This is a genomic window from Bacteroides sp. MSK.18.37 (assembly GCF_019129155.2).
GTDB classification, from domain to species: Bacteria; Bacteroidota; Bacteroidia; order Bacteroidales; family Bacteroidaceae; genus Bacteroides; species Bacteroides ovatus.
Genome location: NZ_JAHOIB020000001.1, coordinates 6,682,077 through 6,705,505, shown reverse-complemented (window position 1 = coordinate 6,705,505; position 23,429 = coordinate 6,682,077). Strand labels below are relative to the sequence as shown.

Annotated in this window: 28 protein-coding genes; 27 read left to right on the top strand and 1 reads right to left on the bottom strand. The window is 46.2% G+C overall.

All coding sequences use genetic code 11. The features are described 5' to 3' along the window. Positions 1-95 precede the first annotated feature (95 nt). Positions 96-506, top strand: a complete 411-nt coding sequence (locus tag KSX81_RS26480; RefSeq protein WP_055167973.1) for a hypothetical protein — start codon at positions 96-98, stop codon at positions 504-506. Positions 507-553: 47 nt separating this feature from the next. On the opposite strand, the gene KSX81_RS26475 is transcribed toward KSX81_RS26480, so the two are convergent. After that, positions 554-943: a hypothetical protein gene (locus tag KSX81_RS26475; RefSeq protein ID WP_217731663.1), complete on the bottom strand. Its 390-nt coding sequence runs from the start codon at positions 941-943 to the stop codon at positions 554-556. A 221-nt stretch (positions 944-1,164) separates the two neighbouring features. On the opposite strand from KSX81_RS26475, the gene KSX81_RS26470 reads away from it, so the two are divergent. From KSX81_RS26470 to KSX81_RS26345, 26 genes are all read left to right on the top strand, one after another. Beyond that, positions 1,165-2,295, top strand: coding sequence for a site-specific integrase (locus KSX81_RS26470; RefSeq protein ID WP_005777415.1), 1,131 nt, complete (start codon positions 1,165-1,167; stop codon positions 2,293-2,295). 133 nt (positions 2,296-2,428) lie between these two features. After that, the gene (locus KSX81_RS26465; RefSeq protein WP_008640347.1) at positions 2,429-3,202 is read left to right on the top strand and encodes a hypothetical protein; all 774 of its coding nucleotides are present in this window, start codon (positions 2,429-2,431) and stop codon (positions 3,200-3,202) included. 176 nt (positions 3,203-3,378) lie between these two features. After that, complete coding sequence (locus KSX81_RS26460; protein ID WP_004322056.1) at positions 3,379-3,777, top strand: helix-turn-helix domain-containing protein; 399 nt, start codon at positions 3,379-3,381, stop codon at positions 3,775-3,777. After that, complete coding sequence (locus tag KSX81_RS26455) at positions 3,755-4,861, top strand: AAA family ATPase (protein ID WP_004310190.1); 1,107 nt, start codon at positions 3,755-3,757, stop codon at positions 4,859-4,861. Before KSX81_RS26460 ends, KSX81_RS26455 begins: the two co-directional genes overlap by 23 nt. A gap of 106 nt (positions 4,862-4,967) precedes the next feature. Further along, positions 4,968-5,855 carry a toprim domain-containing protein gene (locus KSX81_RS26450; RefSeq protein WP_008640349.1) on the top strand — a complete coding sequence of 296 codons (888 nt, stop codon included), beginning with the start codon at positions 4,968-4,970 and terminating at the stop codon, positions 5,853-5,855. A gap of 234 nt (positions 5,856-6,089) precedes the next feature. Beyond that, positions 6,090-6,542, top strand: a complete 453-nt coding sequence (locus KSX81_RS26445) for a hypothetical protein (protein WP_008640351.1) — start codon at positions 6,090-6,092, stop codon at positions 6,540-6,542. Position 6,543: 1 nt separating this feature from the next. Continuing rightward, positions 6,544-6,867 (top strand): DUF4134 domain-containing protein, encoded by a 324-nt coding sequence (locus KSX81_RS26440; protein WP_004310187.1) that lies wholly within the window; start codon positions 6,544-6,546, stop codon positions 6,865-6,867. Between the two features lie 62 nt (positions 6,868-6,929). After that, entirely contained in the window at positions 6,930-7,307 is a 378-nt protein-coding gene (locus tag KSX81_RS26435) for a DUF4134 domain-containing protein (RefSeq protein ID WP_004322059.1), read from the top strand. 13 nt (positions 7,308-7,320) lie between these two features. Further along, positions 7,321-7,614, top strand: coding sequence for a DUF4133 domain-containing protein (locus tag KSX81_RS26430; protein ID WP_117833886.1), 294 nt, complete (start codon positions 7,321-7,323; stop codon positions 7,612-7,614). Positions 7,615-7,724: 110 nt separating this feature from the next. Next, positions 7,725-10,436, top strand: a complete 2,712-nt coding sequence (locus KSX81_RS26425) for a helicase HerA domain-containing protein (protein ID WP_004322061.1) — start codon at positions 7,725-7,727, stop codon at positions 10,434-10,436. Continuing rightward, a complete protein-coding gene (locus KSX81_RS26420; RefSeq protein WP_217725898.1) occupies positions 10,436-11,074 on the top strand; it encodes a hypothetical protein in 639 nt (212 codons plus the stop codon). The genes KSX81_RS26425 and KSX81_RS26420 overlap by 1 nt, the downstream gene beginning before the upstream one ends. Positions 11,075-11,078: 4 nt before the next feature. Then, positions 11,079-13,610, top strand: coding sequence for a hypothetical protein (locus KSX81_RS26415; protein ID WP_032577526.1), 2,532 nt, complete (start codon positions 11,079-11,081; stop codon positions 13,608-13,610). Next, complete coding sequence (locus KSX81_RS26410; RefSeq protein ID WP_004322064.1) at positions 13,607-14,332, top strand: hypothetical protein; 726 nt, start codon at positions 13,607-13,609, stop codon at positions 14,330-14,332. Before KSX81_RS26415 ends, KSX81_RS26410 begins: the two co-directional genes overlap by 4 nt. Positions 14,333-14,542: 210 nt before the next feature. After that, complete coding sequence (locus tag KSX81_RS26405; protein ID WP_004310179.1) at positions 14,543-15,313, top strand: DNA-methyltransferase; 771 nt, start codon at positions 14,543-14,545, stop codon at positions 15,311-15,313. A 68-nt stretch (positions 15,314-15,381) separates the two neighbouring features. Further along, complete coding sequence (locus KSX81_RS26400; protein WP_032577527.1) at positions 15,382-16,152, top strand: DUF5045 domain-containing protein; 771 nt, start codon at positions 15,382-15,384, stop codon at positions 16,150-16,152. Positions 16,153-16,166: 14 nt separating this feature from the next. Further along, the gene (locus KSX81_RS26395) at positions 16,167-17,300 is read left to right on the top strand and encodes a hypothetical protein (protein WP_117833885.1); all 1,134 of its coding nucleotides are present in this window, start codon (positions 16,167-16,169) and stop codon (positions 17,298-17,300) included. A 29-nt stretch (positions 17,301-17,329) separates the two neighbouring features. Continuing rightward, positions 17,330-17,719: a hypothetical protein gene (locus KSX81_RS26390; protein ID WP_004310176.1), complete on the top strand. Its 390-nt coding sequence runs from the start codon at positions 17,330-17,332 to the stop codon at positions 17,717-17,719. Between the two features lie 6 nt (positions 17,720-17,725). Then, a complete protein-coding gene (gene traK / locus KSX81_RS26385; RefSeq protein WP_004310175.1) occupies positions 17,726-18,340 on the top strand; it encodes a conjugative transposon protein TraK in 615 nt (204 codons plus the stop codon). Between the two features lie 12 nt (positions 18,341-18,352). After that, positions 18,353-18,727 (top strand): hypothetical protein, encoded by a 375-nt coding sequence (locus tag KSX81_RS26380; protein WP_117833884.1) that lies wholly within the window; start codon positions 18,353-18,355, stop codon positions 18,725-18,727. Positions 18,728-18,737: 10 nt separating this feature from the next. Then, positions 18,738-19,220 (top strand): DNA N-6-adenine-methyltransferase, encoded by a 483-nt coding sequence (locus tag KSX81_RS26375; protein WP_217725899.1) that lies wholly within the window; start codon positions 18,738-18,740, stop codon positions 19,218-19,220. A gap of 10 nt (positions 19,221-19,230) precedes the next feature. Then, positions 19,231-20,376: a conjugative transposon protein TraM gene (gene traM, locus KSX81_RS26370; RefSeq protein ID WP_032577472.1), complete on the top strand. Its 1,146-nt coding sequence runs from the start codon at positions 19,231-19,233 to the stop codon at positions 20,374-20,376. Positions 20,377-20,388: 12 nt separating this feature from the next. Next, positions 20,389-20,724, top strand: coding sequence for a hypothetical protein (locus tag KSX81_RS26365; protein ID WP_004322067.1), 336 nt, complete (start codon positions 20,389-20,391; stop codon positions 20,722-20,724). Between the two features lie 49 nt (positions 20,725-20,773). Continuing rightward, positions 20,774-21,373, top strand: a complete 600-nt coding sequence (locus KSX81_RS26360; RefSeq protein ID WP_007218153.1) for a hypothetical protein — start codon at positions 20,774-20,776, stop codon at positions 21,371-21,373. 12 nt (positions 21,374-21,385) lie between these two features. After that, a complete protein-coding gene (gene traN / locus KSX81_RS26355; protein ID WP_007218152.1) occupies positions 21,386-22,231 on the top strand; it encodes a conjugative transposon protein TraN in 846 nt (281 codons plus the stop codon). Next, positions 22,228-22,740, top strand: a complete 513-nt coding sequence (locus tag KSX81_RS26350) for a hypothetical protein (protein ID WP_065739942.1) — start codon at positions 22,228-22,230, stop codon at positions 22,738-22,740. Before traN ends, KSX81_RS26350 begins: the two co-directional genes overlap by 4 nt. 21 nt (positions 22,741-22,761) lie before the next feature. Then, a complete protein-coding gene (locus KSX81_RS26345) occupies positions 22,762-23,418 on the top strand; it encodes a DUF1566 domain-containing protein (protein WP_004310168.1) in 657 nt (218 codons plus the stop codon). Positions 23,419-23,429: the final 11 nt, after the last annotated feature.

The window sequence follows — 23,429 nt, the reverse complement described above, 5'->3', positions numbered from 1 at the left end:
TCAAATAGTTTGATATGCAACAAGACAAAGATTGTTGTGAAATAATTGGAAGTAATTAGATTTCTTGGTAGTTTTGCAAGAAAAGAAGTAAGAACATGAATAAAATAACATTTCTATTACTATGTATTGCTCTGCTATGGGGTTGCTCTACAAATCATAATATTGACTCTGCTATAAAAGATATATACGGTTCAAATGTGCCATCCAAAGAAGAGGATGGGGCTTATATTTATGTCTTAAACTATCTTGAAAAAGAAAATAAACAAGACGCAGATTTAGCAAAACTAAAGGATAAAATAGATAAATACACAAATTCTTTATCCGAGAATGTAGGAAACGATGTTTCTTCTAAATCAGATGCTAATACATCTGCAACATGTAAAGACGATTGTTTAAGTGACTTCTATAAATGGGAAACTCCATCTATTCGTGTTGTGCTTATTTCACGCAAGTGTATAGACAATAACGGTAGAGACATTACAATTATAATAACCAATAAAGGGTGATTCACTCACCCCTTACACTTAAAAGCATCTGTGCTGATACAAATTAACTACTTATCTTTAACTTTGAAAGTTATTAAATCAAATAGTGCAATTCCTAAATCATATATTACTTCAAGATAATATATAAATGCAGCGATTACAAAAGAGTCAGAAACAATATTTATCACTGATTCTTCAATGATATTTTTATTCTTAAGAAAGGCGCATAAAGTTTGAATTACGAACAAGCATACCAAAACAACTATTTGCATAATTAATCCATGCTTCAATTCATTAAAAGTTGCCGTAGAATGAATATCCATCTTTTCTTTTATCCTGTTTATTTCTGAAATAATAAGGGTACTTGTAGGTATGTTAATTGCTAGAATTGTGGTAAGTAATGATATAATATTTGAAGAGAATCCTTTTATAAACTCTCTATCACCATTATTTGCCAATAATCATAAAGACATATATAAAATGAAAACAAGTTCCAAATAAATATAGATAAATCATCTATATATCAATAATTTATATACGAGTTTTTATTTTCGGTTGTTTTCTACGTTTTCAGTTGCTTTGCTCTTTTTAGGTGCATTTTTGTTTCTTGTTTGTTTCTTGATTTCGTTTTTTTATTTGTACCTTTGTGATAGGAAATAACGAATAAAAGGACACAAATATGCCAAGGACCAGAAAGCCAATAAAAGTAAAGGAGCCGATTCGTCTTCGGACGAAGGAGTTGGCCAATGGCAGCAAGAGTTTGTATCTGGATATATACCGAAATGGTAAGCGGACATACGAGTATTTGAAAATGTATCTTATTCCGGAAACGGATCGTAATGCCCGCCAACAGAACGAAACGACAATGGCTGCCGCAAATGCAATCAAATCGAAGCGTATCATAGAGTTGACAAGTGGTGAAGCCGGTATCATGAATCACAAGGATAAGGTTTATCTGCTGGACTGGATGCAACTCTATAAAGAGGAACAGAAGAAACGTGGTAAGAAAAACATAGGCCAGATAAAATCTGTTACCGGTATCTTGAAAGAGTATGCAGGAGAAAGATTCACATTAAATCAGATTGACCTCACTTTTTGCCACGGCTATATCGACTATATGCTGACAAACTACCGTCCCAAAGGAAAACCCATCTCGGCTTCTACGCGTAATACCTATTACCAGATTTTCAACGGTGCGTTAAATGCCGCTGTCCGTGCGAAACGGATCTTAAAGAATCCATTCAACGAAATGGAAAAATCGGAGAAGCCCAAGATGCCGGAAAGTGTGCGTTCGTATATGACTATTGAAGAAGTGAGATCATTAATCGCTACACCAATGCAGAACGAAGGGGTAAAAAGTGCCTACCTGTTCTCCTGCTTCTGTGGACTACGTATCAGTGACATTATCGGATTGCAATGGAAAGATGTGTTTATTGACAACGGCCAATACCGCTTGGCAGTAGCCATGCAGAAGACGAAAGAACCGATTTACCTTCCGCTCTCCAATGAAGCGTTGAAGTGGATGCCGGAACGTGGGGACAAGACAGCAGACGACCATGTGTTCGATTTGCCTTCTGGTATCAACCAGCTTATCAAACCATGGGCCAAAGCCGCCGGAATTTCCAAGCGATTCACCTTTCACACCGCCCGCCACACGTTCGCCACAATGATGCTGACATTGGGGGCCGATTTGTACACTGTATCTAAATTGCTCGGTCATACATCTGTAAAGATGACCCAAGTGTATGCCAAAATCGTCAATAAGAAAAAAGACGATGCAGTAAATCTGACCAACGGTTTATTCGATTGACAATGCAATGAACATCAGATATGTAATCACTTATAAGGGTGTTGTTCCGACAGGATTCTCTTTCGGGAGCAACACTCTTATAATATATCATATAAATCCAATTTAAAATATTTCATCATGAAAAGACCTAACAATGGCCCTCTCTCTTTTTGGAGGGAAAAAACATCTGCACCATTTTGTTGCAGAACAGGATGTAGCGAAAGAATTATTCGCATTGCTCGTTGAAGCAAAAACAATGTATCTCCGTGATGTCGTGACGGGCAATAAGCAGTACTACCGTTACGTGGAGGATTTCGTAAACAGCCACCGGTATATCGACTGTGACCATGCGGTCTGCCGGAACTGCCATGAAATGAACATTCATATCATCAAGGGGCTATTAAACGATTGCTCCCATCTTATCCGAGCATTTTTTACCGAAGCAGACTTCTCGTTCGAGAAGTGTATGGAACTGAAACGAACGTATGATACGTTTGTGCCACCATCACAGTCCGTCACGTGCTGCAAAGATGGACCGACAAGAATTTATCCTCTTTCTTTTGGATGCAATCTCACTCGTAAACAGATGATAGGTATTACAGCTTGTGCCAATGCTTATCATCTGTTTTGCGTTTCTACCCTACACGTTGAAGATATGGAAGCCCTGCTTTCCTGTAAAGAAGGATTCTGTATTCGTGTAAACAATATCCGCCATGTGGCCATCCTGTTTGATACACTCCTTGAGCACTCGTTTATCCAAGCCAAATGGCAGTCCGTTCTCAGTAATGGGCGGTTCTTGCAAACCAAGGATGGAAAAGGATTCGTTTCAGCTTCAAGCCTTTCATCCGCTCTGTCTGCCTTGCGTAACAACATGACATCAACAGGTTACGGTATCAGACGAGCCATTGATGAGCTGAGAGAGTGGTAAGAAGTGCCAATAAGCGAAGTATGTGAAAGGTAAAAGCGTGACAGTTGCCGTGATACGTGGTTACTATCACGGTACAAACTCACGCTGACCTTTTGGGTTGCCCTATCTTTGACCTCCGTTAGCGCGCTACATAACGGAGGATATACTTCATTGTCTAAATTTATAATAACTCATTTATGCAAAATAATAGATTGACATTCATGGAACGGCTGAGTGAACGGCTTACAAGCGTCGAAGCCATCCTAAAGAAATTAGATCCGATAGAAAGTCTGTTGGAACGCATCGCATTGCTGGAAAAAAATATATATACCACCAAACAGGTGTTTACCTTCCAAGAGGCTTGTATGTATATCGGAATATCCGAGAGTATGCTGTACAAGCTAACATCAGGCAAGGAGATTCCGCACTACAAGCCACGTGGCAAAATGATATATTTCGCCAAAGAAGATCTGGATGAATGGCTTTTACAGAATTATGAACCAACCGTAGATGAAGCAGCACGTATGGCAAACGAGGCCGCTGCCACACAACCTTTCTTTAATCAAAGACGCCATGGAAAACGAAAGAAGAACTGAATATAATGTGGATATGAGGCCGGAGGAGGATTTCTTATCGGATATCCTCTCCGCCTCGCAGATTCGGGCGACGGATACCTATGAAACGCCGCCACAGATTATCTGGATAGACAACTCGACCATTGCTACGCTCGGCAACTTCAGCGCATCAACCGGCAAGGCGAAATCAAAAAAAACATTTAACGTTTCGGCCATTGTCGCTGCATCGCTGGCAGGGAAACAAGTGCTGAACTACCGGGCGCACCTCCCGGAAGGTAAACGCAAGATTCTGTACGTGGACACGGAGCAGAGCCGCTTCCATTGTCATAATGTACTGGAACGCATCTTGCGGCTTGCCGGACTGCCCACTACAACCGACAGTGAAAACCTCGACTTTATTTGCTTGCGCGAATACTCTCCGGCAATACGCATTGGGGTCATCGACTACGCCTTACGTCAAAGAAAAGGATACGGACTTGTTATCATCGACGGTATCCGTGACCTGATGCTTGACATAAACAGTACCGGTGAGTCCGTGGAAGTCATTAACAAGATGATGGAATGGTCATCAAAGTATGACCTGCATATCCACTGTGTGCTACACTTGAATAAAGGAGATAACAATGTGCGCGGGCATATCGGTACGGAAATGAGCAACAAGGCGGAGACTGTACTGGTCATCAGCAAAAACAACGATTGTCCCAACGTCAGCGAAGTTCATGCGTTGCACATCCGTGAGAAAGAGTTTAAACCTTTTGCTTTCACTGTCAATGAGGGCGGGCTCCCGGTTCTCGCAGAAGGGCATTTGTTTGAGAATGCCCCACATCAGAAACCGAAACAGCGGACGGGTTTTATGGAACTAAGCATCGAACAGCACCGTGAAGCCCTTTCCGCTGCATTTGGAGACAAACCCATCCGTGGGTTTGAAAATATGCTGCAAGCCATGATGACTGCTTACGAGGCAATCGGGTTTAAGCGTGGGAGAAATGTAATGGTCAAACTGCTGCAATATCTGACTGACACCTTAAAACTGGTTATCAAACGAGATAAACTTTTTTATTATGACATGACACAGGCAGAAACCATGCTTTTCGATGAAGAATGAGAGCGGGCGCGGGCCTATATAATTCAGTTTAATTTAGTATTTATATATATAGGGGCGCAAACTAAACTAAACCGCTTTTGTACAAACAAGTGAAAAGAAATTTAATATGACCATAGACGAAGCAAAACGAGTGCGTATCGTGGACTTTTTGGCCCTGCTCGGCCACCGTGCGCAGTATATGAAATCAGAGCAATATTGGTATCTTTCGCCTCTCAGGAAAGAGGTGACGCCATCGTTCAAAGTCAATGACCGGCTGAATGAATGGTATGATTTTGGCGAGGCCACCGGAGGCGACCTTGTGGAACTGGGTAAGTACCTTTGCGGAACTAAAAGTGTGAGTGAAGCATTAGCATACATCAAACGGTATGTCAATGGTGTGTCGCTGCCGAAAACCCGGGCGTTGCCCGCAACCTCTCGACCAGTGGAAGCCGACATGAAGAATTTGATTATCGTGCCGCTGCGACACCACGCACTGCTCTCATATCTCCATTCACGTATGATTGATTCGGATATCGGACGAATGTTCTGCAAGGAAGTCCATTACGAACTGCGCCAGAGACGTTACTTTGCACTGGCCTTTGGCAATATATCCGGTGGATACGAGGTACGAAACCCTTATTACAAAGGATGTATCAAGAACAAGGACATTTCCTTGATACCCCAATCGCGTGGTGAGGCACAGAGCCGTGTCTGCCTATTTGAAGGATTCATGGACTTTCTGTCCTATCTAACCCTAAAACAGACGGACGATAGTGCCATTTGCATTAATGCCCCCTGTGACTACCTTGTTATGAACTCGGTCAGTAATCTGAAAAGGACATTGACGTATTTGCAAAAATACACGTATATTCACTGTTACCTTGACAATGACCTTGCCGGACAAAAGACAGTGGAAACCATAGCCGGGATGTATGGCAGATGCGTCTATAACGAATCAAACTGTTATGCCGGTTACAAAGACCTGAACGACTACTTACGTGGGAAGAAACAATGAACAACCCGCTCCCTAAGCCCTCCTTCATCACGGAGGGCTTTTTTTATATCCCGACTTTTCCTGTTTTCTTATCCAAAATCATATTTGAATATGATTTTGAAATATGATTTTTAGATTTTGAAAAAATGTTATATTGAAACGATACGTTTTATAATCAATAATTTTATCTTTCAAATTATCCATTCTTATTTTGCACACACAACCAAATATAAAAATCATATTATACAAAAATATATGAAATCATATTTTATTTTCACCATTGTCCTGACGGTTGCCTATCTCGTCTATTATGCAGTTATCATCGTGCAGGACCTTTATGGAAAAAAAGGAAATGGCAAGCCGGAAGAAGAGGTATTTGACCTCGGTGCGCCAGAAGATGAACAGAGTGTGTACGTGACGGAGAGCGATACGGGATTCAATGTGGGTAATGAGAAATATGAAACAGATGTTGCCCCTACCGCTTCGCCTGCACCACAGGAGACGGAAACCGCAGACAATAATGGCGAGATAGCCGTGGCGGAGAAGCTAAAACGCCTGAAAGCCCAAGCGGAGGAACAGATGGAAGAAACCGAGACCTACCTGTCGGACGCATACACGGCAGACGAACTATACAAAGCGATGCTTGCCAAAGGAAAGACGGGCAACCGTCCGAAACTGGTATGGAAACCTCTCAAAGACCGATTGTAAAATGTCGAAAGCAAAAAAAATATTATGTGCACTGTGCTTTGTCCCTTATGCGGCATTCGCCAAAAGTGGCAGCGTAAACTACAGTTGGGGTGCAGACGCACTGGCAACGATGCACGACTTCGTGGTGACGATGATGCTGTACGTGCTGTACATCTGCTACGCTGTCGCCTCGGTTTTCGTAGTCGTTGCCGCGCTCCAGATCTATATCAAAATGAACACAGGCGAGGACGGCGTGGTGAAGTCTATCGTATCACTTGTCGGTGCGTGCCTCTTCATCATTGGTGCTTCAATCGTGTTCCCTGCTTTCTTCGGCTACCGCATATAGGTGGCTGACAGAAGTGTAAAATAAATTCAAAAAAACAAGAGTACCACAAAAATGTAATAAATATGTTTCAGAAATTCAAAAGAATGTGCCGAAAGGCAAAGAAAACCATCATGCAAGTTTCCACCAAAGTAAGAATGTTAATCATTGCCCTGTTGGGAGGCATACCTGCTATGGCTCAAAGTACAGCAGGCGATTACTCGGCCGGTACGACAGCTCTATCAACCGTAGCGGAGGAAATCGTGAAATACGTTCCTGTCATGGTCAAACTCTGCTATGCCATTGCTGGTGTCGTGGCCATCATCGGAGCCATTTCGGTGTATATTGCCATGAACAACGAGGAACAGGATGTCAAGAAGAAGATTATGATGGTAGTTGGGGCGTGCCTTTTCTTGATTGCGGCAGCCCAAGCATTACCTCTATTCTTCGGAATTAACGCATAAACAGTCAGGGGAAATGATTAATGACGGACGTTATCCGGATTATCCGCTGTTCAAGGGGTTACAACGGCCTTTGGAGCTGATGGGATTACAAGGCCGCTACATCTATTGGGCGGCAGGCGTGGCTGGTGGAGCCATTGTGGGCTTTATCGCCGCCTACTGTCTTATGGGCTTTGTGGCCGGACTGGTCGTATTGGCAACTGTCTTATCTGCGGGAATCGTGCTTATCATCCTCAAACAGCGAAAAGGGCTGCACAGCAAAAATGTAAAACGTGGAGTGTATGTGTATGCCTATTCGCACAAATTATGACTATAAGAAAAACCATCACGGCAATGTGTGTGGCTGATTGATTGTTGAACGCGGGCGGGTCCGCCTCCAGCCGAGGCAGACCTGCCCCTATTTAATGAACGAATATCGGAATGACCCTATATATCATTTTATTTTTCATCGCCCTATGTACGGGTATGGCCTTGTCAGTCTATACGTTCGGTACGGGCGGCAAGCGCAAGCACATCTTTCAGAATATCTATTTCTCTGTGGAAGATACAGATGGTGTGGGTGTGCTGTACACCAAGACGGGTGAATATTCCGCCGTCTTAAAAATCGAAAATCCGGTACAGAAGTATTCGGCGGACATTGACAGCTATTACGATTTCACGCATCTATTCTCTGCCCTTGCGCAAACACTGGGCGAAGGATATGCCTTACACAAACAGGACATCTTCGTGAGAAAACAGTTCGCGAACGAGCCGGAGCATAATCAAGAATTTCTCTCAGCATCGTACTTCCGTTATTTTAATGGGCGTCCGTACACGGACAGCCTTTGCTATCTGACTATCACACAGGAAGCCAAGAAGAGTCGTCTTTTCTCTTACGATAGCAAGAAATGGCGCGATTTCCTCGTGAAAATTTATAAGGTTCGAGACCTACTACGCGACAGCGGTGTACAAGTGAAATTTCTGAACAAAGCCGAGGCAAGCGAATATGTGGACCGTTACTTTGCGATGAACTTCAAAGACCGTACGGTCTCGATGACGAATGTCAAGGCTGACGACGAAACGGTATCTATGGGTGACAAACGCTGTAAGGTGTACAGCCTCGTGGACGTGGACTGCGCCGCACTCCCCTCGCTGATACGTCCCTATACCAATATCGAGGTGAATAATACCGAGATGCCAGTGGATCTTGTCTCGGTGGTGGATAATATTCCGAACGCAGAAACGGTGGTGTACAACCAAATTATTTTCCTGCCCAGTCAGAAGCGTGAACTGGCATTACTCGACAAAAAGAAGAACCGGCACGCAAGCATCCCCAATCCAAGTAACCAAATGGCCGTAGAGGACATCAAGCAGGTACAGGACGTAATAGCCCGTGAAAGCAAACTGCTCGTGTACACACACTTCAACATGGTGGTGGGCGTGCCTGCCGACACCGACCTTCAAAAATGCACGAATCACTTGGAAAACGCTTTTGGGCGCATGGGCATACATATCAGTAAGCGTGCATACAACCAACTGGAACTGTTCGTCAGTTCGTTTCCGGGCAACTGTTACAGCCTGAACGAGGAATATGACCGTTTTCTGACCCTCTCCGACGCTGCGGTATGCCTGATGTACAAGGAACGGGTGCAGCATAGTGAGGAAACGCCGATAAAAATTTATTATACTGACCGTCAAGGTGTTCCGGTAGCTATCGACATCACGGGAAAAGAGGGAAAGAACAAGCTGACCGACAACTCGAATTTTTTCTGCCTGGGGCCTTCGGGCAGCGGAAAGAGTTTCCACATGAACTCCGTCGTGCGCCAGTTGCATGAACAGGGGACGGACGTGGTAATGGTCGATACGGGTAACTCATACGAGGGGCTATGCGAGTATTTCGGCGGCAAGTATATCAGCTATACCGAGGAACGGCCCATCACGATGAATCCGTTCCGTATCAATCGGGAAGAGATGAACGTAGAAAAAACGGGATTCTTGAAAAACCTCGTCTTGCTTATCTGGAAAGGTACGCAGGGAACGGTCACAAAGACGGAAGACCGTCTGATAGAGCACGTCATCACGGAATATTACGACGCCTACTTCAATGGTTTCGAGGGCTTCACACCCCAACAGCGTGAGGACTTGCGTAAGAGCCTCGTTATTGATGACCGCAACAGCAGTGAGAAGCGGCACGAAAGCGAACGGGAACGCGCGGTCCGCATCGAGGGTATCATTGACGAGATAGAGGGCCGACGCAAGGAACTGAAAGTGGAGGAACTGTCATTCAACTCTTTCTATGAATATTCCGTGCAGCGCATCCCGGATATCTGTGAGGAGAACCGTATCACGGGCATCGACCTCTCGACATACCGCTATATGATGAAGGACTTCTATTTGGGCGGCAACCACGAAAAAACGCTGAACGAGAACATGGACAGCTCGCTGTTCGACGAGACGTTCGTGGTCTTCGAAATCGACAGCATAAAAGATGACCCGCTGCTTTTTCCTTTGGTCACGCTGATTATCATGGATGTTTTCTTGCAAAAAATGCGCATCAAGAAGAACCGCAAAGTCCTTGTCATCGAGGAAGCATGGAAAGCCATCGCCAGCCCGCTGATGGCGGAGTACATTAAATTTATGTACAAAACAGCGCGTAAATTCTGGGCCAGTGTGGGCGTGGTGACACAGGAAATACAAGACATCATCGGCAGCGAAATCGTGAAAGAGGCCATCATCAATAACTCGGATGTGGTGATGCTGCTTGACCAGAGCAAATTCAAGGAACGTTTCGACACCATCAAGACGATTCTTGGCCTAACGGACGTGGACTGTAAGAAAATTTTCACCATTAACCGCCTTGAAAACAAGGAAGGACGCAGCTTCTTCCGCGAGGTGTTTATCCGTCGGGGCACGACCAGCGGTGTTTATGGCGTGGAAGAACCGCGCGAGTGCTACATGACTTACACGACCGAACGAGCGGAGAAAGAGGCTCTGAAGCTTTACAAGCGCGAGTTACAATGCAGCCACCAAGAGGCTATCGAGGCATATTGCCGCGACTGGAATACCAGCGGTATCGGCAAGGCATTGCCGTTTGCGCAGAAAGTTAATGAAGCGGGATGTGTACTGAACTTAACCACTAAAATAACATCATAATGAAAACGAAAAGGATTTTAATCACCCTGTCACTGGGCTACGGGATAAATATGATGGGGTTTGAAAGCAGCTTGACGCGCGAACAAATCTCTGTCAGCAATCCGGAACTCACTGTTTTGTCCCTCCGGGAGTTTTGTATGCTGTCCAAGGAGAACCTGCTCCGCATGGATGACATGACACCGGACAAAGTAGCCGCCATCGAACGGTTGTTGGCAGAGTATTCCCTTCGGTTGGGTATGTCCGATGTAGAACTGGAAGCGTATTTGAACCGGTATTATGAAGAAAACCCCAAAGAAAAGGAGTTTTACGATATGTGCGACAGGCTATGTAACAGCAAACCTGTCTTCGATGAAAACAGGTTTCGAGAAGAACTATTCAGGGAACTGAACAGTAGTTCGATGAGTGAAAAAAGACTAAGTGACTTGGGATGGCTACGTTATCAGACCGTGCGCGAAACTTATCTAAACCAGCCTTTCTTTTTGAGATGGTTCGGCTCCCAAGAAGCCCGGATCAAAAGGGCCATCAAGGATACTACCATCATACATGATATGTTCTGCCGACTTGTCACGGAGAATTGTATCGAATCTGAACGGTGGTATTTCAATCACAAGGAACCGGAATACATAAAAGAGGTCTGAAACGATGAAACGGCTGTTTATCTTTTGGGTTATCCTATTGCCTGCCCTGACACAGCACGTTCACGCACAATATTACAGCGTGAACTATGACGCTCGTACCGTGGCGGCCATGGCCGCAGCATTCGGCACGGAGGCAGTAGCCGAAAGCTACTACCGCGAGCAGGTGGATGATATTCTGAAACACTATACGGCGGCAGAAGTGGCGGCAGCAGGGATATTTTCTTCCAAATTTTTGGAACACAAGGCTCTGTCCGACCTTGGCATCTGGTGCAGCAGCACGGAAAATTACTACTATCGTCGAATTTACCACATGGTGGCAGAAAAAATCATGCCGAAAATATGGGTGGTGGCGAAGCTGATGCTGCGCTCACCACAAACAGCAATCCACTGGGGCAGCTATCTGATGAAGGTGTGCGACGATACGAAGAGCCTGTGTATGCAGTTCGAAAGTGTGGTGACAAACAGCACGCTGTCGTTCTCGGACATCGCTTTTCTGGAAATTGACCGCGACATTGCCACCTTGCTGAACCTCGCAGAATTGGGCGGTACCGATTGGCAACGGATGTTGGACAACTTTACCAAAGTGCCGGGCAATTTCACGATTGAGAACTTAAAGGGCGACATTGACAACCTTTATAACATGGGCGTAGGGCTGGCAACATCAGGTATGGAGAACCTCGGTGACGCTCTACTGCAAAGTAGTGCGTTCCATGACCTGCTGGGTGGCAAAGTCAATGAAATCGGCAACCTGTATGAACACTACGGTACTCTCTTCGAGCAGGCGGAACATGACATCGGCAGTCTGCTAATCGACATGGTGGGCGGTCAGGATAGCGTGGCCGCATTGTTCAATTTCAGCAACTACGACCTCACATCGTGGATGACCGACTATATGGACAATGCTGTCGGGAACTATTACACGCAACGGTGGTATATCGCACGGCGTGATCAAGGAAGCATTTCTCTATGCGACTACTACCCACCGACAGACGACAACAGCATATTGAATGGGGGCGCATGGACACGCTTTAACACGAGTGATCCGGGATTTTATCCGAACGCTTCGCAACGGGAGCAGGCCCTCGCCAATTCAGAACGGTATGCCGGATGGTCAAGAAGCCGAGTGCAACAGCTCAACAATAGCAACGATGGCTACACCTATACTATCAATACCCGACAACAGGCCTATATCATCAGTAAGGGTAACAAACAGACAAAGAAGGCATACGCCTACGAGATACACGTGACACAGAGTTGGAATCGGACGGAGGTGGTCTATGAGGATGTCTTCGACTCCTATTCGATGGATTTGAATACGTTCAAAGCGCAGCTCAATGCCCGCCTCTCGGAGTTCAATGACAACGAGGAAGGCTATGTCTATTACATAGCATCCGATGCACGGAACTATTATCAGGCGACGGATGCCGCAAAATTGCAGGGATGCGAAAGCGTGACCATCAGTGTAACCTGTTCAGACGGGGCGACGCTGGGACAAGGCTCGACACAATACAAGTGTCGCAAGTGTGGCGGCTCACTGGATGCCCACTCCAAAGAGTGCGTCATGCAGACCTCGGTAACGGAGAACGAACTGGACCTTTCAGAACTGGACGCACTGATACGGGAAGCGGACAATCAAGTCGCCGTTCTTCAATCTCAGATTAGTGCCTTGGAAAAGGAAAACGCCGACCTTCTGAAAAAAATTGCCGAGGCGAGCGTGGAAGACGCAGCAGCTTACCGGCAACAATATAACTCCAACCGGACACGTATCGAGGAACTGAAAAGCGAACTTGCCGAGTGGCAACAAAAACAGAAGGAGTACGCAGATGCAAAGCAGGAAGCGGAAGCAGAGAACGATGTGCCGACAGATGATTACTACCGCCTACCGGCTATCATGCAGGATTGCAAGACAGCCTATAGCCTCACTTGGCAGGACGGAGGTACATGGAGCGGCTATACGTTCGTCCGTAAGGCGACGATGCCGAACATCAATGGTATCATTACGTTCCGTGCGACTATTTCTATCGCACGGAAGCCGAAATACTTTCTGGGTATCAAGATTCACCGTGCCATTATCCAAATCAGTTGGGAATTGACTTCGGCATACACAGACACGCACGTTACCGATGTACTGACACTCGATCCGAACCTGCCGAACGAGGAAAAGACTAAAATCGTGAATAATCGCATATCGGAAATCGCACGGGAATATCCCAACTGTAAAATCACTACCGAGTATGCCCGTACAGAACCTATGGAAGAAGTACCGAACAGCGACGTGTACCACCTGCTTTGGTCAAGTGACCGCCTCGAAATCGCACGAGAAGTGGATTCACGTATCACGAAAATATACGCCGACCTCGTATCCTTGGAGAAGATGATGCACTACAAGCGGAACATCATCGACGTACTGAAGGATGTGCTACCGGGACTCGATACGGACGAGGGTCGTAGGCTGACACTCGTGGAAGAGTGCCATGACCGCTGGGTAGAAAACGCACGAACATCCCGAAGTGGCAGAAAGGAGGTACGGCCATGAAACGCACTATACTGATAGCCATTACGTTGCTTGCACTACTACCCGATGTCGCCAAGGGCCAATGGACATTCGATATCGTGTCGGTGGAAGCGTACATAAATGACCACAAAAAACAACGCAGCCTGTTGCTGGCCCGAAGCACGCTGGAATACAGCAACCAACTGCTGCATGAGTACAGCCGTGAGGAGACGGGCAAATACAAGGAAGTAAATATCGACCTTGACCGCTATACCCGTGCCTTTGATGTCATCGACGTGATGTACCAATCCCTGCGGACGGTGCTGAACGTGAAGGATACCTACAGCTCGGTAAGTGACCGTATCGGTGACTATAAGACCATGCTGGAGGCTTTCCATGAGAAAATCCTAAAACATGGGAACATCGAGCCGTCAGACGCACTGATACTGACTATCAATGAAAAAGCAATACGGGACATCGCCAACGAGGGAGAACACCTCTATAAGTCGGTGAGCGACCTCGTGCTGTATGCCACGGGCGCAGCGGCCTGCTCGACCAGCGACCTGCTTATGGTACTGGAGTCCGTGAACAAGTCGCTGGACAGCATTGAGCAACACTTGAACCGGGCATACATCGAGACATGGAGATACATACAGGTACGTATCGGCTACTGGAAATCGAAGATTTACCGGGAACGTACCAAACGGGAAATTATTGACGGTGCTTTCGGACGATGGCGCAATGCGGGACGACTGGATTATTGACGGTAAAAGAGGAAGGAGGTAAATAATGCCACAAGTTAGATTATGACTTCTATGTACCGAAATTGATAAGGGATATCTTAAAACGCAGGAAAAGCGTTTCGTCCTGAATGTTCGGAGAAGTACAAACAGAGAAAGAAACTTTAAGTACAAACAAGTCTATCTGGCCTATAACCAAGAGGCAAATGGACATTTGGATTAATAAAAGATGTAATGAAAAAGATCGTTTTTGAAAAAGACATTACGCTATATAAAGCCGATTGCCTTGAAGTAATGCCTCTTCTCCCAGAATCAAGTATTGATTTAGTTCTATGCGACCCACCTTTCGGAATTACAGCCTCGCAATGGGATAAGATAATACCATTCTCGAAAATGTGGGAGGAGATTAGAAGAGTGAGAAAGGATAATGCGCCTACGGCTTTATTTGGCAGCGAACCGTTCAGCAGCCTTTTACGCTGTGGCAATTTAGCCGAATTTAAATATGACTGGGTATGGGAAAAGTCAAAAGCAAGCAATTTCCTTCTTGCTAAAAAGCAACCTCTAAAAGCGCATGAGCTAATCAGTATCTTTTGTAACGGCAGAACTCCTTATTATCCAATCATGGAGGAAGGTGAGCCTTATGAGAATCGTACAAAGAGAGGAAGTAACTGGACAGGAGTAAACAAGGTACCAAATCCTACATTCAGAAATGAAAACAAAGGAACGAGATACCCACGAAGTGTGAAATATTTTAAAACTGCGGAATCAGAGGGCAAAACGATTCATGTTAATCAAAAACCAGTCGCATTGTTGAAATATCTGATAAAAACATACACGAAAGAGGGTGACACAGTCCTTGATTTTGCCTCTGGAAGCATGAGCACTGCAATCGCCTGTATTCATACGAATAGAAAATGTATTTGTATTGAAAAGGATGATATGCACTTCTTGCGGGGAGAGGAAAGGATTAGAAATGAATATAATATAAAAAGAAATGTGGAATAATCCTGGTGATTAACTGATTGAAGCACATTGAGTATTGAAAGATTAATAACAAATAACCGAAAGTAAATATGGACAGAATACTCTTACTCGTGACGGTTACAATAATTGCAACCACGGCGGCAAAGGCACAATCCGTGACCTATAACCACGATTCGCCGAAACAAAACCAAGTAACAGTAATGGAAACCGGTACGGGAGCACTCTCGCCCGACCTCTACTACTCCATACTGCACAACAAGTATAAGAAGTCGGCAGCAGTCAAGAACAAACTGTCGTTCCGCACACTGGCGGGCGTCCACCTATACAACCAAACGGACGAAGCTGAAGCCATCGACTCGGCATTGGTGAGCCGGGCAAAGATAGAAGCCTTGAACGTGGCTGACCGTCAAGCGGACATCGCATGGGTCGCTGAAGGCGATAAGGTCAACGGACAGATGGTACGGTTCAAACGAAACATAGACCGCATCTTGCCTGTCGGGGGGACACCGGAGGATAAAGACAGATGGACGGAATATTACCATATCTACCAGTGCGCCATTGATGCAACGAAAGATGCCTATATGCCCAACGCACAGCGGAAGAAAGAGTATCTGCGCATCTACGAGGATATAACTCGACAGAACGAAATCCTTGTCGGCTACCTTGCCAAACGGCAGAATACTACGATAACAAGTACGCTACTGAATGCTACCGCTGACCGTACTCTGGATAAGGAGAGTATTGTCCGCGATGCGGTGAACCGATGGCACGAATCGCGCTTTGCCGTGCGCGGCCCGCAATCAGGCAATAACACGGGTGGCAGCGGCGACGGAGATGAAACAGTAAACAAAGGGAACTGAAAAAACAAAAACGTATGGCAGACGGAAATATACTCTCGGATTTCGGTATTAATATCCTTGAAGAAGAAATAGACGATGTGATTTTTCAAACGAACGAGTTCCTGACTGATGCGACTTTTACCGGCTCGCAGGGACCGTTCTGGTGGATACTACAAATGTGCATGGCACTGGCTGCCCTGTTCGCTATTGTGATGGCAGCGGGAATGGCGTACAAGATGATGGTGAAACATGAGCCACTGGATGTGCTGAAGCTGTTCCGTCCTTTGACTGTTTCAATCATCCTCTGTTGGTGGTATCCGCCAGCAGACACGGGTATGGCTGGCAGTGGGAGCAGTTGGTGTTTCCTTGACTTCCTGTCTTACATCCCGAACTGCATCGGCTCGTACACGCATGACCTGTACGAGGCAGAAGCCACCCAAATAGCGGACAAATTCGAGGAAGTGCAGCAACTTATCCATGTACGTGACACGATGTACCAAAGCTTGCAAGCACAGGCAGATGTCGCTCACACGGGTACCTCCGACCCGAATCTGGTAGAAGCGACCATGGAACAAACCGGAGTGGACGAAGTGACGAAGATGGAGAAAGACGCAGCCGAACTGTGGTTTACCTCACTGACGGCAGGAGTCATCGTAGGTATCGACAAAATCATCATGCTTATCGCTCTGATTGTGTATCGTATCGGATGGTGGGCAACCATCTATTGCCAGCAAATCCTACTGGGCATGTTAACAATATTCGGACCTATACAATGGGCGTTCTCGCTGTTGCCCAAATGGGAAGGTGCATGGGCGAAGTGGCTTATAAGGTATCTGACAGTACATTTCTATGGTGCAATGCTCTACTTCGTCGGCTTCTATGTGCTACTGTTATTCGACATTGTACTGTGCATACAGGTAGAAAACCTGACGGCAATCACAGCAAGCGAACAGACAATGGCGGCCTACTTGCAAAACAGCTTCTTCTCCGCCGGCTACTTGATGGCGGCAAGTATCGTGGCACTGAAATGCCTAAACCTCGTGCCGGACTTGGCAGCATGGATGATACCTGAAGGCGACACGGCCTTCTCTACACGGAACTTTGGAGAAGGTGTGGCGCAGCAGGCCAAAATGACGGCTACGGGCGGTATCGGCTCGATGATGAGATAATGATAAACCTAATATTAAATATCCAAAAGATGAATGTACAACAGAAAATTGAGAAATGGTGCAGGAACGAGCGTTTCGTGCACTATGCAAATGAACGCATAAGCGAAGAACTCGTTTATGCACCTAACCACCGAATTGATCCGGAATATGAAGAACTGGACGAAGCCATTACATGGGACAACCGATATATTGTCCCTATGATGACTTACCTTACCTATCGTCTGCAACTGGTCAAATTGCAGAAAAATGCCAAGAATCGAAACCGCCGTGTCTGGTGGATATTCGTGCATGTAATCATGCGGGAAGATTACACACAGCTTTTTGACGGGAAGTTCGAAAAATTTCTGACGGAGTTGCATGATACAGTCATGACAATGTTACATGACGAATACACACGATTGTCTAACAAGAAAAAATAAAGGTATATGGTCATCAAACATTTGGAGAATAAAATCCGACTGGTGGGCATCATCTGCACTGCTTTTCTTGCAGGGTGTATCATCATCAGCGTATCAAGTATCTGGACTGCCCGGACAATGGTAACGGACGCGCAGAAAAAGGTGTATGTGCTGGACGGAAATGTACCTATACTCGTAACCCGCACGACGATGGACGAAACACTGGACGTGGAGGCCAAGAGCCACGTAGAAATGTTTCACCATTACTTTTTTACTCTCGCACCGGACGACAAATACATCCGCTATACGATGGAAAAAGCGATGTACCTGGTCGATGAGACGGGACTGGCACAGTACAATACCCTCAAGGAAAAGGGATTTTACTCCAATATATTGGGTACGAGCGCGGTGTTCTCGATATTCTGTGACAGTATCTCCTTTGACAAAAAGAATATGGAGTTCACCTACTATGGTCGGCAGCGAATCGAGCGCCGGAGTAATATCCTGATGCGCGAACTGGTTACGGCAGGGCAACTTAAACGTGTGCCGAGAACGGACAATAATCCGCATGGATTGCTCATAGTAAACTGGCGCACATTGCTGAACAAAGATATCGAGCAAAAAACAAAGAGTAACTATTAAATCACCAAAGATATGAATATCAAAGGATTCAAACGGATGTTGTTCGGCGAGAAGATGCCGGACAAAGATGACCCGCAGTACAAGGAACGCTACGAGCGAGAGGTGCAGGCCGGGCATAAATTCGCCAAGGCGACACGCATCGACCAAGCGGCGGCCAAGGTGCAGGGCTTTGCCAACGCACACCGGACGCTGTTTCTGGTCATCGTCTTTACATTCGTCATCGGAGCTTTCGTATGGAACGCCTACCGCTTGGTAACTGTGTACAGACACAGTCCGGCAAGTCGCACGGCGACGGAAATGCAGGATTCTGTGCTTCGGAAACGGCACAAGCTGTTGCAGGAAGTCGAAATAAGGGAACATAAAAACAGAGGGGACAAACCACAATAAAAGAATACTTATGAATACACGGCTTGAAAAATCAGTCCGTTCGTCAGACGAATGGTACACGCCAAAGGAGATACTGGACGCATTGGGCAAATTCGACCTTGACCCTTGCACTCCCATCCGTCCGTTGTGGCCGACTGCCGAGGTCATGTATGACCAGAACATAGATGGGTTGTCCCAGATATGGGAAGGGCGTGTGTGGCTCAATCCTCCCTATTCGCGTCCTCTTATCGAGCTATTCGTCCGGAAATTGGCAGAACATGGCAACGGCATTGCATTATTATTCAACCGTTGCGATTCCAAAATGTTTCAGGACGTCATCTTCCCAAAAGCGACGGGAATGAAATTCCTACGCCACCGCATCCGATTCTACCGACCAGACGGAGCACGAGGTGACTCTCCCAGTCGCGGTAGCATCCTATTAGCTTTCGGAGAAGACAACGCAGAGATACTGAGAAATTGTGCCATTGAAGGCAAATATGTACAACTCAATTAAAAGATGTATAATGAAGATATTGGAGAAAATCAATTTTCGCCAGCCGAAATATATGCTTCCCGCCATCCTTTATTTCCCCCTGCTCGGCACGTCTTATTTCATCTTCGACCTGTTTCAGACAGAAACGATAGAAATACAAGACAAGGCGTTGCAGACGACGGAGTTCCTGAACCCCGAATTGCCGGGGGCACAGATCAAGGACGATGGCATAGGCAGCAAATACGAGAATATGGCGAAATCATGGGGTAAGATACAAGACTACTCCGCTGTAGATAACATAGACCGGGAAGAACCCGATAAAAACAAGGAAGAGTATGAATCGAAATACACGCAGGACGACATCGACCTGCTCACGGAAGAACAACAGGAAAAAGCTGCGGCAGCGGAAATTGCCTCTGCCAAGACACGAGAACAGGAAGCACTTGCCGAACTGGAAAAAGCACTCGCAGAGGCGAGACTGAGAGGGCAAAACGCGACTGTACCCCCGGCAGAAGCGGACACGGCCAACATTGCTCCACCACAAGGAGCAGCAGCCTCCGGAACCATCAACGAAGAGAGCCGGGCTGTGAAAACGCCATCAGCGGACGAACCGCCCAGCGAGGTGGTACGCAAGGTGAAGACAACCTCGGACTACTTTAACACACTGTCGAAGAATGTCCGTGAACCGAAACTCATCCAAGCCATCATTGACGAGAACATCAAAGCGGTGGACGGCTCGCGCGTGAGGTTGCGCCTGCTTGACGATGTGGAGATTGGCGAGTGTGTGATAGCAAGGGGAACATACCTGTACGCTACGGTAAGCGGATTCTCATCCGGGCGCGTGAAAGGTAATATCAGCAGCATCCTCGTGAATGACGAATTGGTGAAAGTGAGTCTCTCACTCTATGATACAGATGGCATGGAGGGGCTGTATGTGCCCAACAGCCAATTCCGGGAAACGAGCAAGGATGTAGCAAGCGGGGCAATGTCGGGCAATATGAACATGAGTATGGGAAGTACAACAGGAAACAGCCTTGCACAATGGGGGATGCAGGCGGTGAACAATGCCTACCAGAAAACAAGCAATGCCATTAGCAAAGCTATCAAGAAAAACAAAGTCAAGTTGAAATACGGAACTTTCGTGTATTTAGTGAACGGACAGGAAAAAAGGAATTAAAACGATGATGACATGGAAACAGATTTATCAGAATATCACAAAGGTACGGATGGGCTTTATTATGCGGACTATATAGCCCCAAATAAAGCCGAAACATTTATCGGAAAACTTGTGAGTACCGAATGGTGGCATCACAGAGGGCAGTTTGCCCTAATATGCAACTTCCGAACAGAAGACAGACGGAGGATTGCCTTATTCGCTTTTCAAAAACATACCGGTTTTTACGGACCAAGATACGGGAATGTTAATTTCAAAACAGTGGAGAAGGGCACTCTTTGGCAATGTGAAATCCAAATGACCCGGACGGGACGTTGTACTTGGGCGCGTGCCAGGCAGATAAAGAAATGAAGCGAAATAGGGAAAAGAAATCAATATAAATATTTTTAATCATGTGCCTATGAAATCTTCAAACTACTTAAAAAAATTATACGGGAATCCGACAGATGAAAAATATACACCGGGATATGGTGTATTACCCATTATCAAATATATACCCGAAGGCAAGATAGTCTGGTGTCCTTTCGATACGAAGCGCAGTGAGTTTGTGCAGAAATTCAAGGATGCCGGTTTCCATGTCGTGTATTCCCATATCTATAACGGACAGGATTTTTTCAACTATGAACCGTCCCAATGGGATATACTCGTATCCAATCCTCCTTTCAGCCGGAAGGTGGAAGTCTTTGAACGCTGTCTGAAACTCGGAAAACCATTCGCCTTGCTGATGTCCAACTATTGGCTGAACAACGTAGCACCCTGCCGACTTTTCCAGAATACTGATCTGGAATTACTCATGTTCGATAAACGTATTCAGTTCGGAAAAGGGAAAAACGTACCGTTCAACAGCAGCTATTTCTGCCATAAAATACTTCCGAAACAAATCATATTCGAACAGATAGATGTTACGGACAAATCTCCAAGTTGTATGCAGGATGACATCCCAGATAAGGCAAATATCAATTCGCAAGAGAATAAAGCAATCATGAATTTTCAATTATAACTCTGTATTTCAATGAAAAGGAATTTATTTGGCATTATGCTTCTATCAGGTATTTCCATTTTACCGAAAGCTAACGCACAAACTACCTACGAAGAAATGGAACAACTGACGGTAAACGAACAGATAACAACTGTCATCACTGCATCGGAACCGGTGCGTTTCGTGGATATTTCCACTGACAAGGTGGCGGGCGATCAGCCCATTGACAACATCATTCGCCTAAAGCCCAAGGAAAGCGGACACGAGGATGGTGAAATACTCGCCATCGTCACCATTGTGACGGAACGATACCGCACACAATACGCACTGATTTATACCACAAGGATGAAAGAGGCAGTAACAGATAAGGAGATATTGCTACAAGAGCGTAATGCGTACAACAATCCGGCAGTCTCAATGTCCACTGCCGACATGACACATCATGCACGGCGCATCTGGAACTCACCTGCAAAAATCCGCAACGTAGCTACCAAAGCACACCGCATGGTGATGCGTCTGAACAATATCTACTCGGTGGGTGACTACTTCTTCATAGACTTTTCCATCGAGAACAAGACGAACATCCGTTTTGACATTGATGAGATACGGATAAAGCTGACAGACAAGAAACTCGCCAAGGCAACCAACGCACAGACTATCGAACTGACACCTGCCCTGGTTCTGGAATCGGGCAAGACATTCAGACACGGCTATCGGAATGTGATTGTCGTGAAAAAGATGACCTTTCCCAATGACAAGCTACTGACCATCGAAATGACGGAGAAACAGATTAGTGGCCGTAACATCAGTCTGAACATCGACTATGAGGATATACTGGCGGCAGATTCGTTCCATGCAGATTTATTGGAGGAGGAATGACTATGAAAAAGACAATCATCGTGATAATTACCTGCGTGTGTATCGCTGCAAGTACAAATGCACAACAAGGTAGCGGACGCCTCTCGCTTGGCACAGGGCTACTCTACAAGAACGGCATGGATATAACGCTCGCCTACGAACACGAAATGAACTATCGCCATACGTGGGAGTTCTTCGTCAACGGCTATCTACAATGGGCAGAGTGCGCTTCGTGCGGGCATATCTGCCTGGAATCATTTTGGCGAAACTACCGCAGCTACGGTTTTGGCGTGGCCTACAAGCCGTGCATGACGCGGGGACGCAACCACTATGGCAGTCTGCGTATCGGAGCTTCAGCCGGAAGCGACATGAATAAGTTCCTCGGTGGCCTGCACTTCGGTTACGAACACAACTATGTGCTACGGGCCGGATGGACACTGTATTGGCAAGTGAAAAGCGATGTGATGATAAAAGGTGCGGACGTGCTGCGAGCAGGTGTCGTGCTGGGTGTGAAACTACCTATAAAATAGGGAAACAAAAAAGAAAGCAATATGATACGAAAGATACATTTGGTGGCAGCGGCAACGGCTGCCGTGCTTTGCGCTGCCTGTGACACGCATATAGACGTACCCGATACAGCAGTTCGTCCAGGACATATCCTCTGCGAGGATGGAACAGCCTTGCCTTACGCACAATATGAACAATCGGGGAAAAAAGCGATAGCGGTTGTCTTCGATACCGAAAAACGCGGAGATACGGAGGGGGACGGTTATGCAGTTTACCTGTGGGACATTGCTCCACAGGCATTCGCCGACAGCCTCGGCATCGCACAAGGCACATCGGCTGACATCATGGCTTATGATGGCAATGAGAATACATTCGCACTGTATGATACACAAGAAACCGCTTCGCCAATGGCAGAAGCGGTTTTCGACCTATGGCGGTACGGGCAGAGTGCCTATGTACCGTCCGTGGCAGAGATGCGGCTGCTCTACACCATGCGAAAGATAATCAACCCTGTCATCGAACAATGTGGCGGTGAGCCGTTACCACTGGATGAAAACGACTGTTGGTACTGGACATCCACAGAAGTCGAAAAGCAACAGACAGCCAAGGCATGGCTCTATTCCATGGGGAGCGGCGCAATGCAGGAAACACCTAAAGTACAGGCGCACAAAGTACGCCCTATAATTACCATAAACGAATAAAAGATAGAAAG

Coding starts and splice junctions, on each gene's coding strand:
- KSX81_RS26480 (WP_055167973.1), top strand. CDS start 96: ATGAATAAAATAACATTTCTATTACTATGTATTGCTCTGCTATGGGGT.
- KSX81_RS26470 (WP_005777415.1), top strand. CDS start 1,165: ATGCCAAGGACCAGAAAGCCAATAAAAGTAAAGGAGCCGATTCGTCTT.
- KSX81_RS26465 (WP_008640347.1), top strand. CDS start 2,429: ATGGCCCTCTCTCTTTTTGGAGGGAAAAAACATCTGCACCATTTTGTT.
- KSX81_RS26460 (WP_004322056.1), top strand. CDS start 3,379: ATGCAAAATAATAGATTGACATTCATGGAACGGCTGAGTGAACGGCTT.
- KSX81_RS26455 (WP_004310190.1), top strand. CDS start 3,755: ATGGAAAACGAAAGAAGAACTGAATATAATGTGGATATGAGGCCGGAG.
- KSX81_RS26450 (WP_008640349.1), top strand. CDS start 4,968: ATGACCATAGACGAAGCAAAACGAGTGCGTATCGTGGACTTTTTGGCC.
- KSX81_RS26445 (WP_008640351.1), top strand. CDS start 6,090: ATGAAATCATATTTTATTTTCACCATTGTCCTGACGGTTGCCTATCTC.
- KSX81_RS26440 (WP_004310187.1), top strand. CDS start 6,544: ATGTCGAAAGCAAAAAAAATATTATGTGCACTGTGCTTTGTCCCTTAT.
- KSX81_RS26435 (WP_004322059.1), top strand. CDS start 6,930: ATGTTTCAGAAATTCAAAAGAATGTGCCGAAAGGCAAAGAAAACCATC.
- KSX81_RS26430 (WP_117833886.1), top strand. CDS start 7,321: ATGATTAATGACGGACGTTATCCGGATTATCCGCTGTTCAAGGGGTTA.
- KSX81_RS26425 (WP_004322061.1), top strand. CDS start 7,725: ATGACCCTATATATCATTTTATTTTTCATCGCCCTATGTACGGGTATG.
- KSX81_RS26420 (WP_217725898.1), top strand. CDS start 10,436: ATGAAAACGAAAAGGATTTTAATCACCCTGTCACTGGGCTACGGGATA.
- KSX81_RS26415 (WP_032577526.1), top strand. CDS start 11,079: ATGAAACGGCTGTTTATCTTTTGGGTTATCCTATTGCCTGCCCTGACA.
- KSX81_RS26410 (WP_004322064.1), top strand. CDS start 13,607: ATGAAACGCACTATACTGATAGCCATTACGTTGCTTGCACTACTACCC.
- KSX81_RS26405 (WP_004310179.1), top strand. CDS start 14,543: ATGAAAAAGATCGTTTTTGAAAAAGACATTACGCTATATAAAGCCGAT.
- KSX81_RS26400 (WP_032577527.1), top strand. CDS start 15,382: ATGGACAGAATACTCTTACTCGTGACGGTTACAATAATTGCAACCACG.
- KSX81_RS26395 (WP_117833885.1), top strand. CDS start 16,167: ATGGCAGACGGAAATATACTCTCGGATTTCGGTATTAATATCCTTGAA.
- KSX81_RS26390 (WP_004310176.1), top strand. CDS start 17,330: ATGAATGTACAACAGAAAATTGAGAAATGGTGCAGGAACGAGCGTTTC.
- traK (WP_004310175.1), top strand. CDS start 17,726: ATGGTCATCAAACATTTGGAGAATAAAATCCGACTGGTGGGCATCATC.
- KSX81_RS26380 (WP_117833884.1), top strand. CDS start 18,353: ATGAATATCAAAGGATTCAAACGGATGTTGTTCGGCGAGAAGATGCCG.
- KSX81_RS26375 (WP_217725899.1), top strand. CDS start 18,738: ATGAATACACGGCTTGAAAAATCAGTCCGTTCGTCAGACGAATGGTAC.
- traM (WP_032577472.1), top strand. CDS start 19,231: ATGAAGATATTGGAGAAAATCAATTTTCGCCAGCCGAAATATATGCTT.
- KSX81_RS26365 (WP_004322067.1), top strand. CDS start 20,389: ATGGAAACAGATTTATCAGAATATCACAAAGGTACGGATGGGCTTTAT.
- KSX81_RS26360 (WP_007218153.1), top strand. CDS start 20,774: ATGAAATCTTCAAACTACTTAAAAAAATTATACGGGAATCCGACAGAT.
- traN (WP_007218152.1), top strand. CDS start 21,386: ATGAAAAGGAATTTATTTGGCATTATGCTTCTATCAGGTATTTCCATT.
- KSX81_RS26350 (WP_065739942.1), top strand. CDS start 22,228: ATGACTATGAAAAAGACAATCATCGTGATAATTACCTGCGTGTGTATC.
- KSX81_RS26345 (WP_004310168.1), top strand. CDS start 22,762: ATGATACGAAAGATACATTTGGTGGCAGCGGCAACGGCTGCCGTGCTT.